The organism is Photobacterium iliopiscarium, assembly GCF_003026395.1.
GTDB classification, from domain to species: domain Bacteria; phylum Pseudomonadota; class Gammaproteobacteria; order Enterobacterales; family Vibrionaceae; genus Photobacterium; species Photobacterium iliopiscarium.
This window is the reverse complement of sequence record NZ_PYOO01000002.1, coordinates 1-12,898: the sequence shown is the minus strand read 5'-3', so window position 1 is coordinate 12,898 and position 12,898 is coordinate 1. Positions and strand designations below refer to the sequence as shown.

General features: G+C 37.6%; 12 protein-coding genes and 3 tRNA genes. 7 read left to right on the top strand and 8 right to left on the bottom strand.

All coding sequences use genetic code 11. The annotated features are described in order from the left end of the window. Positions 1 to 65: 65 nt before the first annotated feature. Positions 66 to 908 carry a DMT family transporter gene (locus tag C9J51_RS03410; protein ID WP_107238017.1) on the top strand — a complete coding sequence of 281 codons (843 nt, stop codon included), beginning with the start codon at positions 66 to 68 and terminating at the stop codon, positions 906 to 908. A gap of 80 nt (positions 909 to 988) precedes the next feature. Here C9J51_RS03410 and C9J51_RS03405 read toward each other — a convergent pair whose 3' ends face one another. Beyond that, positions 989 to 1,372, bottom strand: a complete 384-nt coding sequence (locus C9J51_RS03405) for an AzlD domain-containing protein (RefSeq protein ID WP_045036174.1) — start codon at positions 1,370 to 1,372, stop codon at positions 989 to 991. Between the two features lie 14 nt (positions 1,373 to 1,386). Next, positions 1,387 to 2,172: an AzlC family ABC transporter permease gene (locus tag C9J51_RS03400; protein WP_045036173.1), complete on the bottom strand. Its 786-nt coding sequence runs from the start codon at positions 2,170 to 2,172 to the stop codon at positions 1,387 to 1,389. 329 nt (positions 2,173 to 2,501) lie between these two features. On the opposite strand from C9J51_RS03400, the gene C9J51_RS03395 reads away from it, so the two are divergent. Both C9J51_RS03395 and C9J51_RS03390 read left to right on the top strand, forming a co-directional pair. After that, positions 2,502 to 2,882 carry a RidA family protein gene (locus C9J51_RS03395; protein ID WP_045040246.1) on the top strand — a complete coding sequence of 127 codons (381 nt, stop codon included), beginning with the start codon at positions 2,502 to 2,504 and terminating at the stop codon, positions 2,880 to 2,882. Between the two features lie 51 nt (positions 2,883 to 2,933). Then, on the top strand, positions 2,934 to 4,223 hold the full coding sequence (locus tag C9J51_RS03390; protein WP_045040247.1) for an L-cysteine desulfidase family protein: 1,290 nt from the start codon (positions 2,934 to 2,936) through the stop codon (positions 4,221 to 4,223). Positions 4,224 to 4,327: 104 nt separating this feature from the next. Here C9J51_RS03390 and C9J51_RS03385 read toward each other — a convergent pair whose 3' ends face one another. After that, on the bottom strand, positions 4,328 to 5,728 hold the full coding sequence (locus C9J51_RS03385; protein WP_045036170.1) for an APC family permease: 1,401 nt from the start codon (positions 5,726 to 5,728) through the stop codon (positions 4,328 to 4,330). A 276-nt stretch (positions 5,729 to 6,004) separates the two neighbouring features. Between C9J51_RS03385 and C9J51_RS03380 the strand changes: the two genes are divergently transcribed. Genes C9J51_RS03380 through C9J51_RS03370 form a run of 3 tightly spaced genes read left to right on the top strand, consistent with a single transcriptional unit; the run spans position 6,005 to position 8,992 of the window. Further along, the gene (locus tag C9J51_RS03380) at positions 6,005 to 6,967 is read left to right on the top strand and encodes an HlyD family secretion protein (protein WP_045040248.1); all 963 of its coding nucleotides are present in this window, start codon (positions 6,005 to 6,007) and stop codon (positions 6,965 to 6,967) included. Continuing rightward, complete coding sequence (locus tag C9J51_RS03375) at positions 6,960 to 7,886, top strand: ABC transporter ATP-binding protein (RefSeq protein WP_045036168.1); 927 nt, start codon at positions 6,960 to 6,962, stop codon at positions 7,884 to 7,886. The genes C9J51_RS03380 and C9J51_RS03375 overlap by 8 nt, the downstream gene beginning before the upstream one ends. Then, entirely contained in the window at positions 7,883 to 8,992 is a 1,110-nt protein-coding gene (locus C9J51_RS03370; RefSeq protein ID WP_045040249.1) for an ABC transporter permease, read from the top strand. Before C9J51_RS03375 ends, C9J51_RS03370 begins: the two co-directional genes overlap by 4 nt. 96 nt (positions 8,993 to 9,088) lie before the next feature. On the opposite strand, the gene C9J51_RS03365 is transcribed toward C9J51_RS03370, so the two are convergent. Beyond that, positions 9,089 to 10,666 carry an alkaline phosphatase gene (locus C9J51_RS03365; protein ID WP_045040250.1) on the bottom strand — a complete coding sequence of 526 codons (1,578 nt, stop codon included), beginning with the start codon at positions 10,664 to 10,666 and terminating at the stop codon, positions 9,089 to 9,091. A 247-nt stretch (positions 10,667 to 10,913) separates the two neighbouring features. Here C9J51_RS03365 and C9J51_RS03360 point away from each other — a divergent pair, with 247 nt between their 5' ends. After that, on the top strand, positions 10,914 to 11,975 hold the full coding sequence (locus C9J51_RS03360; protein WP_107238010.1) for an FAD:protein FMN transferase: 1,062 nt from the start codon (positions 10,914 to 10,916) through the stop codon (positions 11,973 to 11,975). 87 nt (positions 11,976 to 12,062) lie between these two features. On the opposite strand, the gene C9J51_RS03355 is transcribed toward C9J51_RS03360, so the two are convergent. From C9J51_RS03355 to C9J51_RS03340, 4 genes are all read right to left on the bottom strand, one after another. Further along, the gene (locus C9J51_RS03355) at positions 12,063 to 12,407 is read right to left on the bottom strand and encodes a hypothetical protein (RefSeq protein WP_045036162.1); all 345 of its coding nucleotides are present in this window, start codon (positions 12,405 to 12,407) and stop codon (positions 12,063 to 12,065) included. Positions 12,408 to 12,550: 143 nt separating this feature from the next. After that, positions 12,551 to 12,627 (bottom strand) — tRNA-Val (locus C9J51_RS03350). A gap of 44 nt (positions 12,628 to 12,671) precedes the next feature. Further along, positions 12,672 to 12,748 (bottom strand) — tRNA-Val (locus C9J51_RS03345). A gap of 44 nt (positions 12,749 to 12,792) precedes the next feature. Beyond that, positions 12,793 to 12,869, bottom strand: a tRNA-Val gene (locus tag C9J51_RS03340). Between the last annotated feature and the right edge of the window lie 29 nt (positions 12,870 to 12,898).

Here is a 12,898-nt window from a genome sequence, read left to right as displayed (position 1 = left end):
CGGTTATTGTGAGCCTTATTTTTTACAAAATATAATAATTATTGCACTATTTTAAGATTGAATTTATGAAATATTACTTATCTATACAAATCACCGCGATTCTCTTTGGATTATCTGCTGTGATTGGTGAGCAACTTAACGTTAGTGTAATGACTATTGTATTTGGTCGTAGTTTGTTAGCTGTAATAACACTTATTATATTATTGAAATTAGATCACCAATCCTTTTTTCCGACAGCGACAAGAAGCGAAATTTTTAAACTTATTTTAAATGGTTCATTATTAGCAATACATTGGTTTTGTTTTTTTATGGGCGTGAAAAAAGGGGGTGTCGCTGTTGGAACGTTGGGTTTTGCATGTTTTCCATTATTTATAATATTAATTGAATCGGTGTTTATGGGAAAAAAAATTGGTCCAATGGATGTACTTATTTGTATTTTTATTGCGATCGGTTTAATTATTATTACACCTCATTTTTCGTTTGATATAAATAATCTTGGTTTAGTGTGGGGGATTTTGGCAGCGATTACGAATGCTCTATTTATTATTTTTAATCGAAGTATTAGTCTTAACATTCATCCATTGCAGTCAGCATTTGCACAATGTCTTGGGTGCGTTTTATTGTCACTACCTTTTGGCATTACAGGGATGTTCACATTACAGCCAATCGATATGTTACTGATGGTTATTTTAGGCGTATTTTCAACTGCGATTGCACAAACATTATTGGTTTTTTCATTACAAGGGTTAAAAGCAAAAACAGTTTCAATGATCATCACTTTAGAGCCTGTTTATGCGATTATGTTTGTATGGATTTTATTTGCTGAAAAGCCAACAGTGACAACATTGTTCGGTATTTTATTTATCATAACAGCAGCAATATTTGCTTCGTTGAAAAAATACCGATAATGACTTATTACTATAGAATAATCATAAACCGAGCAATTAAGCTCGGTAGTATTACATGTTTGTTTTTATAATAATTTTATCTAACAACATGTTAAATGATGAATAAATGCAATAATAGGATCAAGGTAAGTTTGAAATAAAATTAATGAGGCTAAACCACCAATAACAACCCAAATAAGACCAAACCGTAGACTAATAATAGTACAAACAATAGCCGCTAAGACTTTTGGATTTTCTAGGTTGAATGCAAAATTCGAACCTTTTCCTAAAATTTCAATGGCAATAATAGCGGGTAAAACAGTAACGGGCACGAAACGTAATGTTTTTTTAAATCGCTCTGACATTGTAAAACGACCGGCCATACCAATGACTGCAAAACGAATAATAAAAGTAGCGGCAATCATGGCTAATGTTAAATAAAGAACATAATCATTGTCTAAAGTCATATGTGGATGAGTATGCATGGTGACGATCCTTATTATTGATTAGTGGTGGCCGATGGTGGAAGAGTACGTTGGTATTGTTCTTGTTCTAATTCTTTTAAAATGGCTTTTTTTGTTTCTTCTTTAATTTTTCCTTCCATTTGTTCTGTTGAAAGATCCATTCTGTAACCAGCATAAACACCAATAACTGCTGCTATAACAAGGCCTAATGAATAAGGTAAACCTGACAATAAGATACCAGTTACTGTTGCTACAACAGCAGCTACAATACATTCACGTTTTTTAACTTGTGGTATTACAATTGCAATAAATGCTGCAACCATCGCAAAGTCTAATCCGTAATCTGCAATATGTGGGAATGAAGAGCCAATCATGGCACCACAGAAATCAGCAACAACCCAATTGATCCAAAAACCAAACATTGCTGCGAGATAAAACCATTGTCGTCCAGGCTTTTCTTGTTTCATTTCGCCAATCGTTGCTGCATAGACTTCATCTGTTAAGCCATATGACATCAGCATACGTGTTGGCATGTTGTACTCTTTTACGTATTCAGATAATGAAGCGCTATAAAGAATGTGGCGTAAATTAATAACAAACGTCGTGATAAAAATAACAATGATTTCTGTTGACGATTGGATTAGGCCAAGAGCCACCATTTGTGCAGATCCTGCAAATACAGTTAATGACCATAAGGTACTTTGTAGTACCGACATACCAGCATTAATGCTAATAGCACCTACAATAAATGAGAAAGGAAAGGCTCCCACGCAGAGAGGAAAGATTGCTTTTAGCCCCGCTTGTATTAATTGTTTTTTCATTATCAGCCTACTTTTAATAATTGCTTATAAATCAAAAATAATTGCATAAAATGAGTCAGCGTTATTTTTTCATTATTTTGTTGTGCAAATATATTTGATTAAATTTGTTTTTGCAAATGAAGGTAGTTAGCTGAAGTGTCATATATTGTGATACATGTTAGATAAACAGAATAGGCACTATGAGTAATTACATATAAAATAATGACTTGTAATTTATATTCTAAATATGCAATTTATGATTCCATTTAATTATTGCAAATAAATTTGCGTTTAATATATTTTGGTTGTTAAAATAAATTTGAATTTTAACCACTGTAGAGATAAAACATATGTCAAAAGTAATTACGTCAAAAACAGCTCCTGATGCTATTGGTCCTTATTCTCACGGCAATGTATTTGGTAATTTAATTTTTACATCAGGTCAGTTACCTGTATGCAAAGAAAAAGGTGGCATTGTTGATGGTGGTGTTGCTGAGCAATCATACCAGTCTCTTGTTAATTTACGTTCGGTGATTGAAGCGGGTGGTGGTGATCTAAATACCGTTGTTAAGACAACCTGTTATTTAGCGAATATTGGTGATTTTGCCGCTTTTAATGAAGTGTATGCACAGTTTTTTAAAACAGAATGCCCTGCACGTAGTTGTTTTGCGGTAAAGGATTTACCAATGGGCGCATTGGTAGAAATAGAGGCAATTGCATACCGTAAATAATTAATATCTAAACGATAACTAAAATAATGAGTAGTACTAAGGATCACCAATATGAATACACAGTGGAAGCAATATACAAAAATCATTAATACTGTAGTAAAGCCGGCATTTGGTTGTACTGAGCCTATTTCTGCAGCATATGCGTCAGCAGTTGTTGCACAATTATTGGGTCAAGAAGTTGAAGAGTTAACGGTAAAGGTTTCAGACAACTTATTTAAGAACTCAATGGGTGTGTTTGTTCCGGGTACAGGTAAAATTGGTTTGCCTATTGCTTCTGCTGTGGGAGCCATTGGTGGTAATCCTGATGGTGGTCTTGAGGTTTTAGTTAATATTACGTCTGATGATGTTGAAAAAGCTCAACAATTGATTGATGCTGGTAAAGTGCATGTTGGTCGAAAAGACGTTGAAGAGTTTATCTATTGTTATGCAGAAGCTAAAGCGGGAAATAATATTGCGACCGTTGAAATCAGTGGTGGTCATACACAAATTATTAAGAAGACGTTAAATGGTAGGGTTGTATATGATACAACGACATTAAATGACTGCGAGCAACAACAAAAATCAACTGCTTCTGTGTGTGATAATATTGATATTTCTATTGCGGGTATTTATAAATTTGCAACACAAGCCGACTTTGCTGATATTGAGTTTATTCTAAAAGCACGTGAACTCACTGTTGCGCTTTCTAATGAAGGTTTGAATAATAAATATGGTTTGCAAGTTGGTCGTACTTATAAGAAAAATATTGAAAGTGGTGTAATAGGTGCTTGCCTCGCTAATCGTGCGGTTATGTGTTCAGCAGCAGCTTCTGATGCTCGTATGGGTGGGGCAACACTACCTGCAATGAGTAATTATGGAAGTGGTAATCAAGGTATTTGTGCATCTATGCCTGTGGTTGTTTTCGCAGAGCACTGTAAATCAACAGATGAACAACTCGCTCGTGCATTGATTATGAGCCATTTAGGTGCAATTTATATGAAATCTTTTTATCCGCCATTATCACCATTTTGTGGTTGTGCGGTAACGAGTTCAGCAGCTTCAATGGCGATGACTTACCTTCAAGGTGGTTCATTTGAACAGATTTGTTTTGCAATTCAAAATACTCTTAGTGATACCACTGGTATGTTCTGTGATGGTGCTAAATCGACGTGCGCAATGAAAGTAAAAAGTTCAACGGGTTCAGCCGTCATGAGTTCATTGATGGCCATTGATAATCATGAAGCACATGCTCAAGGTATCATTGCAAATGACGTTGAAACAACGATTCGAAATATAGGTCGAATGGTGACCGAAGGTATGAAAAATACTGATAAAACAATTATTAATATTATGTCTGTGTAATCTATTAGTTGATGTTTATTCGTCGAATGATAGGTTGTTAGATATTAAAAAAGCCGCAGTATTTAAATGCTACGGCTTTTTTATATTATTATATCTGCGGTTATTTAAGCATATTGTAATTGTTTTTTACGATAAACAATGGCAGCTATAGCGGGTAGGCTAAAGATAATAAAGCCAGAAATTAAGGCAATGGCTGCGGTATTTTTATTAATGCTTGCTGGTACATCAAATGAAACAAAAATAGTGACAAAACAGCTAATTAATCCAAGTGTTGACGCGATAACCATACCGATTTTCCCGCCAGGAACTCGGAATGGACGATCAATATGTTGGTGCTTACGACGTGATGCTAAGAAGCTGATAAAAATACAAATGTACATCACCATATAAAGTTGCGTCATAAGAATGTTTAATAACCACATACCTTGATTTACGTTAGGCACTAATACAAATACTAATGACAATAAGCTAACGATAGCTCCTTGTAGCAGTAATAATGGAACGGGTGCTTTATTGCGGTTTTCTTTTGATAACCGAATTGGCATAAACTTATCTTTAGCAGCAACATGCAAACTTTTGGTTGGTGCAATAATCCAATTGTTCAAACTAGCAAGGCTACCAAAGACAATCGCAAGAGCAATTACTGGCAATAGGTATGGTAAGTTCATATCTTTAAAGAATGTTTTAAATGCCAGAATAATGCCTTCACTTAAACTTGAATTGTTATGTGAAACCACGGCGGCAATAGATAATGAACAAGCAGTAAGTGATAATAAAATCATAACGGTCGAAATTAACAGTGCTTTTGGATATGCTTTCTGAGGATTCTTAACTTCATTGGCATAAGCTGTTGTGATTTCAATACCTGTTAATGATAAAACAACGGCAGTAAAACTTGCACCAATACCACTTTGTGAAAAGTCTGGTAGCCAATCTGAAACATGGCGTAATGAAATATGTGACGCTTCTGGGTTGGTGTATGTCCAATAACCACCTAATGCAATAATTAACAAGATTGGGAAAATAAGACCGATCATGCCAAAAACATTGGTGATTAATGATGACAGACGTAAACCAAAGATATTGACTAAGGTCAGTGCCCAAAAGATGACGTTAATCATCACGAGCATAAAAATATTATTTTCTGCTAAATGAGGAAAGAATGGGTAGGTACCTGTCGCAACGATAAATGAGATCAATGGTGGGTAGTAAACAATATTTTCAGCATATTGGTACCACACTGTGACAAAACCAAAGTTATGCCCTAATGTCTCTTTTCCCCAAAGATAAACACCACCTTGTTTAGGGTAAGTAGTACTCATTTCTGCACACACTAATGCGGTTGGTACAAAGAAGCACAAACCAGCAAGTACGAAAAAAGAAATAGCATGGCTGCCTAAGAGTGCTGCTCCCGGTAAATTACGGATACTATCTACCGAGGTTATCGTAATCATAATTATCGAGAAAACGCTTAACTTTGCAACAGATTTTGCGATATCACCCATTAAAGGCCCTCAGGTTTGTCCGCAAATGTGTTATAAAACAGCAAGCAATGCGGTATTCAAAAAGAAAAAGAGCAGCATTTTAGAGCCTATAGCCCACATGGGTATATAGGTAAAAATGATATGTTTATTATCAAAAATGGTAATAAGCATTCAGTATAGTGAATAATATACATTTTTATTATCGATTTTGAGGGTAAATTAAGGGATTAACATCCTAAGTTAAGGCATTATCAAGAAGATTTAAGATAGATTTTATATTTTTCAGTGGAGTGGATCATGAAAGGTTTATTACCGAGCTACTGTATTTTTATTCCATTTTTGCTCGTTATCTCTGGCTGTAATGATCACCATGATAACTTAGCTTTAGGTTCTATTGAACGCGACCAAATTGCACTGACTGCAACGGCAAATGAAATCATCACAACGCAACCTGTGGTTGAAGGTCGTGTTGTAAAAAAAGGTGAGGTTGTCGTTACATTACAATCTCAACAACAGCAAACGAAACTGATTAAAGCGCAAGCACAACAACAACAAGCACAGGCCTACTTACAGCGTTTAACAAATGGCTCTCGTCCAGAAGATATTGCAGCAGCTCAAGCACAAGTAGAACAATACCAAGCTAATTTTAGAGATAAAAATACTGATAACTTACGTATTAAGCGGCTATTTTTAAAGAAAATGGTGTCTACGGCGGAACGAGACAGCGCGCAGACGCAACGGGACATTGCACAAGCTGAATTACAAGCAGCAACCAATGAATTAGATAAATTGCTGCATGGCGAGCGTATTGAAGATATAAAACAAGCGCAGGCTGCACTTGTGGTGGCGACGGCAGAAGTGGCACTTCAGCAGCAAATTCTACAAGACTATACTATTGTCGCAACCCGTAATGGGATTTTAGAACGTTTGCCTTACCATGTGGGTGATCGTGTCGCTAAAAATGCGACGGTTGCGATTATCACCACGCATACCGTTCCTTATGCACGTATTTATGTTCCTGAACCTTATCGCGTTAATATAACCGCTGGAAAAAAATTAACCATTCATGTTGATGGCATTAAGACGTCTTATCAAGGCATCGTACGTTGGATAGCAATAATCCCTTCTTTTACGCCTTATTACACCCTTAATGGTAGCGATAAAGCGCGATTAGTGTATTTAGCTGAGGTTGATTTTCCTGATAGTGGTCGTGAATTACCTGCGGGCGTTCCAGTGCAAGTGGAGATGCCTCATGAGTGAACAGGCTATTGTTGCAACCAATCTAAGCCGTAATTTTGGTGATTTTATTGCCGTTGATAAGCTTAATTTAACGGTGCCAAAAGGGACTATTTATGGTTTTTTAGGCCCTAATGGTTGCGGTAAATCTACTACATTAAGAATGTTAACTGGGTTATTAACGCCAACGACAGGTTCTGTAAATGTACTTGGATTAGATATTCCACGCCAAGCAGAACAATTACGTTTACGCATTGGTTATATGACACAAAAATTTTCGCTATACCAAGATTTAACTGTTCAAGAAAACCTTGAGTTTATGGGGCAGATTTTTGGTATACCTAAAGTGGAGCGTAAGCGACGAATTCAACAACAGTTAATGACATATGGGCTTGATCAACGGGCAAAACGTCGTGCAGGAGAGTTAAGTGGTGGTCAACGACAACGACTTTCTTTAGCCGCCGCAACAATCCACCAGCCAGATTTACTACTGCTAGATGAACCCACCTCGGCAGTTGATCCTGAAAATCGCCGTGAATTTTGGGAGCAACTGTTTGATCTTTCTGATCAAGGCACCACCATTTTAGTCACAACCCATTATATGGATGAAGCTGAACGTTGCCATGGTTTAGCTATTATGGATGCAGGTGTGGTACGTGCTAATGGATCACCTTACGCGCTGATGGACGCGATGGCGGTAACCGTTGTTGAGATAGAAGCGCAGCAATTACGGCAACTTAAAGCGCAAATTATACAACTTCCTCTGGTGAGATCAGCAGCACAATTAGGGGTTCGATTACGGGTATTAGTGTCAAAAGAAATTAATGATCCCATCGGCTGGTTACAATTACAAATACCAACATTAGCACAAGCAGTTATGACTATCAGTCGACCGAGTCTTGAAGATGTTTTTGTAACCTGTACTGGTGAGGGGCGACAATGATCACTCGCTTATGGTGGAGTCTGTTACGGATCAATGTAATTGTTAGCAAAGAGTTACGGCAGCTAAGTCGGGATCGTATCACCTTTGGTATGATCGTGATGATCCCGCTCATTCAATTGTTATTGTTTGGTTATGCCATCAATACTAATGTTAGAAATGTTCCTACTGCGATAGTCGATCAAAGCCACTCAGCAACAGGGCGGATGTTGGTGGAATCGATTAAAGCTACGCAGGTCGTTGATGTGATCGCAAGTTACGCGACACCGCAACAAGGCCAACAAGCGATTATGGATGGCACAGTAAAAGCGGTATTAGTGCTTCCACCTGATTTTCAACGTCGAATAGGCCAGCAGCAAGTGATTGGGCAATGGCTTGTTGATGGATCGGATGCATTGATCAGTTCAACTATTATGCAATTACAAAAAATGCCATTAACAGAAGTTATTCCACAACGAAAAGTACAGCCAAATAATTTTGAAGTAACGTTATATTTTAATCCTGAGCGTCGCTCTGCGATTAATATTATTCCTGGGTTACTTGGGATTATATTAACCATGACGATGATTCTATTTACTTCCGTAACGATTGTAAGAGAGCGTGAGCAAGGCAATTTAGAGTTATTGATTACCACGCCAATTCAACCGTTAGAATTAATGCTAGCTAAGATAATACCGTATATTTTTATCGGTATTATTCAATCAATCATCATTTTAGGATTAGGGTATGTCATTTTTGATGTACCAATCAATGGCTCGTTAGTACAAATTTTTCTAGGAACGGTGTTATTTATTCTGGCAAGTTTAACGCTCGGCTTGGTGATATCAACAAAGGCAACAACGCAGTTACAAGCCATGCAAATGACAATATTTATATTATTGCCGTCTATTTTGCTGTCAGGATTTATGTTTCCGTATGAAGGTATGCCTGTTGTTGCTCAATGGATTGCGGAGGTATTACCGACGACACACTTTATTCGTATTATTCGCGGTATTGTGTTGCGAGGGGCTGATTTGGTTGATCTGTGGCGAGATACATTATGGTTAGTCATATTTACCATTATTGGGTTAATCATTGCGTCAATTAGGTTTAAGAAAACGTTAGATTAGTGATTCTATTTATTGAACGAATACCGATTATATTGCCAATAAATCCCCAATGACAATGAGCATAATCAAAGTCATAGAGGGGTTAAATAAGATAAGTTACTTAACTTGGTTTTTAATGAACTCACCTAATTGTGAGTGATGCATGATTTTAGATACAGGTAAAATGGTTGCGGCAGGTCCCCATGCAAAGACATTAACGGGAGTATGGGTGTGAGTACCTGTTCCCCAGACAATATTTTGTTGAGTTGCTTGAGCACGAGCAATCAGATTAGCGCGATCGTTATAAGGGTAGAAAGCATCAAAATCGTGAATTGCGGCAATATCTGTTGCGGATAGATAGCTGTGATCATCTTTGTGATAAGGATTTACTTTATCCGTCAATATTGCCTTAGCTTGTGCTTCTGTGATTGGAAACGCGCTATTACTATTAATAATAGAGACTAGGTTTTGCGGTGTTTGTTGATCTTTGTTGAGCTTGTTTAATGTTGCTAGCATATTGGCATAACTCATTTTTTGTTTATAAAGATCATCGAGTACGGTAAACGCACCAAAATTAAAGTTAGGGGCATAATCTTGATGCTTAAATGCTTCACCACTGCGTTTTTGTGGCTTTGGTAATTGATAACCAGAATAGCTGAAGCCGAATGAACCTGTTTCATGATCAGCTGTCACGATAATTAGCGTATCATCACGACCTTGCGCCCATTGGTAAACAGATTCAACCGCTTGATCAAACTTAATCATTTCATGCAGCATAGTACCAGCATCATTACTGTGTCCAGCCCAATCAATTTGACCGCCTTCAACCATTAAGAAAAAGCCATCTTTGTCTTTTGATAGAATATCTAGCGCCTTATCTGTCATTTCTTTTAATGTCGGTTGTGTGCGTTGAGGATCATTGACGGTGGCACTGTTTTGAATACCGTCATTCATTCCTGAACTTGCAAATAAACCTAACAATTTCTCTGTTTTTGATTGCACTAACATCTCTTTGTTAAATGCCAGTGCATAGCCTTGCTGTTGAGCTTCTAAAAGTAAATTACGATCATCTTTTCGTTTTGATTTTAAAGAAAGATCAGTGGTTGATAATGCGGGTAATTGTTTTGATATTACACCCGCAGTATCTGCTGATTGAGGCAACCAATGACGTAATCCCCCCGAGAGCATTACATCAACATTTGCGGATAATAAGTCAGAGGCGATTTCGTTTTCAAGTGAGCGATGAGGCTGATGGGCGGCAAATGCGGCAGGCGTTGCGTGAGTGATACGGGTGTCTGAAACTAATCCCGTCGCTTTACCCATCCGCTTTGCTTTTTCTAATACTGTCTCAACACTATTACCATCGGCATCGATACCGATAACCTCTGATCCTGTCATAACTCCCGTCGCTAACATTGTGGCTGAACATGCAGAATCGACAACAATGGCATCATTAGGGTGGGTGAGTGACGCGCCGATAACACCTTGCTGAGCTAATTTATACAAAGCTGTCTTCTGACCGTTATAAATGGAATGCGGCGCAAGGTCGGCATAGCTTTCTAATAAACCTACCTGTTGAGGACCCATACCATCACCAATCATTAGAATAATATTCTTAATTTCGGTTGCTTGTACTGGTGATACGAGTGCTGCTGAAATAACGATGGTAGTAAGAGATTTAATTAATGTAGTCACGTTTAGCCCTTGGTGTGCAAGTAATTTTCCGTAATTACAACAGGGGTTGATGACAAATATATGGCAGTTTTACTGTAGAAATAAGATGGTTTGAAGACAAATTGAAGATAGGGTAAAAGAATAAATGACGCACGCTTGTGCTAAAAAGATAATAACATGACTTATTATTCTCTAGGTGTATCTTTCTGGTATTGCTTGGTTGCTATTGTTAGACTGCGGGCATTGTTTAGATAGGTAAGGCCTTTTTATGTTCACCCGTTCGCCACAGTTATTATTAAAGCGAAGCTATGTTGCTGCGTTGTCGTTATCAGCTATTGTTGTATTGTCTGGTTGTAGCCAAGCGCCAAAGTTACAAAAGATCTCTGGTTTTGCTGAAGGTACTACTTACCATGTGACATATTGGTCAAAACAGGATGTACCCGTTGCGAAAGTGACAGAGCAATTTAATAAAAAGTTGGCAGCGATTGATAAAGAATATTCTACCTATCGGAATGACTCGTATATTTCTGAGTTTAACCACAGTACATCGACTCAATGGCAACCTGCGTCTAAAGATTTCATATATATGTTGTCGTTAGCCAAAAAATTAAATAAAGATAGCCATGGATGTTATGACCCAACAATTCAGCCATTATATAAATTATGGGGCTTTCAAGGGGATACTTTGCATGTTCCTACACCACAACAAATAGCGTCGATTAAAAAAGACATTGGGATTGATAAGATTGAAATAGATCCTGTGCATTTACGGATCAGAAAAACCATTCCTCAAGTACAAGTGGACTTATCCTCAATGGGCGAAGGCTATGCCATTAGTCAGCTAAGCAAAATTTTAGAAGCCGATGGTGTTAATAATTATTTGGTTGAGTTTGGCGGCGATATGAAAATTAAAGGTCGCAAACTGGAAGGGCAAAAGTGGCGAGTTGCGATTGAACAGCCGATAGCATTAAAAGACGGTATTCGTCCTTATACTATTGTTAATATTAATGCTGACGATGGTGTTTCATTAAATACATCGGGCACCTATCACCATAACTTTAAAGATGGTGAAAAAGATTATTCTCATATTTTAGATACTCGTACAGGTGCACCTGTAACGCATAATTTGGTATCAGCATCAGTATTTGGTCATGATCCTGTTGTAGGGGATGCGTGGGCAACTTCAATGTTATGTTTGGGGCCTGTAGAAGGGAAAGTTGTTGCCAATGAGCAGGACTTACCGGTGTACTTTATTCAAAGTGAAGGTAAAACATTTAAGAGTTCTGACAGTGAGTCTCTTAAAAACTATCAGCGTATTACGTTAAGTTAAGCGTATTTTAAATGAATACGAGATAGTGATGAGCCACTCAAATGAGTGGCTTTTTTATTTATTTTATACAGATACAGACATTTTGCATTAATGCTTGAACGTCGTCGTGTCATTATCGCTGGTGGCATTGATATCGCCAGCAGGATTAAGTAGGTGTGGTACGATTTTAGGCAAGTTTAATTCAATATCATTATCTGTGACGGGGTTAATCGCAGTGTTATACCAACCCAGTAAGCCTAAAACGGCATAGCCAATAGCATCATCACTGTCACGATGCTCAAGAATGATTTGTAGAAAACGTAAGATAGCTTTGTCGTTTGATTTAGCTTGAACTAACGTTTCATCAAAAACAGCCGTTGCTTCAGCCAATAAACCTTCAAATTCAGTATCAATAGATACTTTAAACGAGCCACCATCAACAGTAATTTTCATTGTTATATCGTCAATTATTATAATTGATATAAATATTACCTAATTACGAATCGGTTGTCGCCATACTGTGGTATTGATTAACATTGTTATGATCCAGACACAAAAAAGCCTACTAGAAAGTAGGCTTGGTTGTATCTAAAAGATGGTGCTCGCTACTGGACTCGAACCAGTGACACCTTGCATGTCATGCAAGTACTCTAACCAACTGAGCTAAGCGAGCAAATTGTACTGTTATAAACCGCCGTTAAGCCATTTATTTGAAACTGGTGCTCGCTACTGGACTCGAACCAGTGACACCTTGCATGTCATGCAAGTACTCTAACCAACTGAGCTAAGCGAGCAAATTGTACTGCTATAAACCGCTGTTAAGCCATTTATTTGAAACTGGTGCTCGCTACTGGACTCGAACCAGTGACACCTTGCATGTCATGCAAGTACTCTAACCAACTGAGCTAAGCGAGCAAATTGTACTGCTATAAACCGCTGTTAAG

Coding starts and splice junctions, on each gene's coding strand:
- C9J51_RS03385 (WP_045036170.1), bottom strand. CDS start 5,728: ATGGGTGATATCGCAAAATCTGTTGCAAAGTTAAGCGTTTTCTCGATA.
- C9J51_RS03395 (WP_045040246.1), top strand. CDS start 2,502: ATGTCAAAAGTAATTACGTCAAAAACAGCTCCTGATGCTATTGGTCCT.
- C9J51_RS03380 (WP_045040248.1), top strand. CDS start 6,005: ATGAAAGGTTTATTACCGAGCTACTGTATTTTTATTCCATTTTTGCTC.
- C9J51_RS03400 (WP_045036173.1), bottom strand. CDS start 2,172: ATGAAAAAACAATTAATACAAGCGGGGCTAAAAGCAATCTTTCCTCTC.
- C9J51_RS03375 (WP_045036168.1), top strand. CDS start 6,960: ATGAGTGAACAGGCTATTGTTGCAACCAATCTAAGCCGTAATTTTGGT.
- C9J51_RS03360 (WP_107238010.1), top strand. CDS start 10,914: ATGTTCACCCGTTCGCCACAGTTATTATTAAAGCGAAGCTATGTTGCT.
- C9J51_RS03410 (WP_107238017.1), top strand. CDS start 66: ATGAAATATTACTTATCTATACAAATCACCGCGATTCTCTTTGGATTA.
- C9J51_RS03370 (WP_045040249.1), top strand. CDS start 7,883: ATGATCACTCGCTTATGGTGGAGTCTGTTACGGATCAATGTAATTGTT.
- C9J51_RS03405 (WP_045036174.1), bottom strand. CDS start 1,372: ATGCATACTCATCCACATATGACTTTAGACAATGATTATGTTCTTTAT.
- C9J51_RS03390 (WP_045040247.1), top strand. CDS start 2,934: ATGAATACACAGTGGAAGCAATATACAAAAATCATTAATACTGTAGTA.
- C9J51_RS03355 (WP_045036162.1), bottom strand. CDS start 12,407: ATGAAAATTACTGTTGATGGTGGCTCGTTTAAAGTATCTATTGATACT.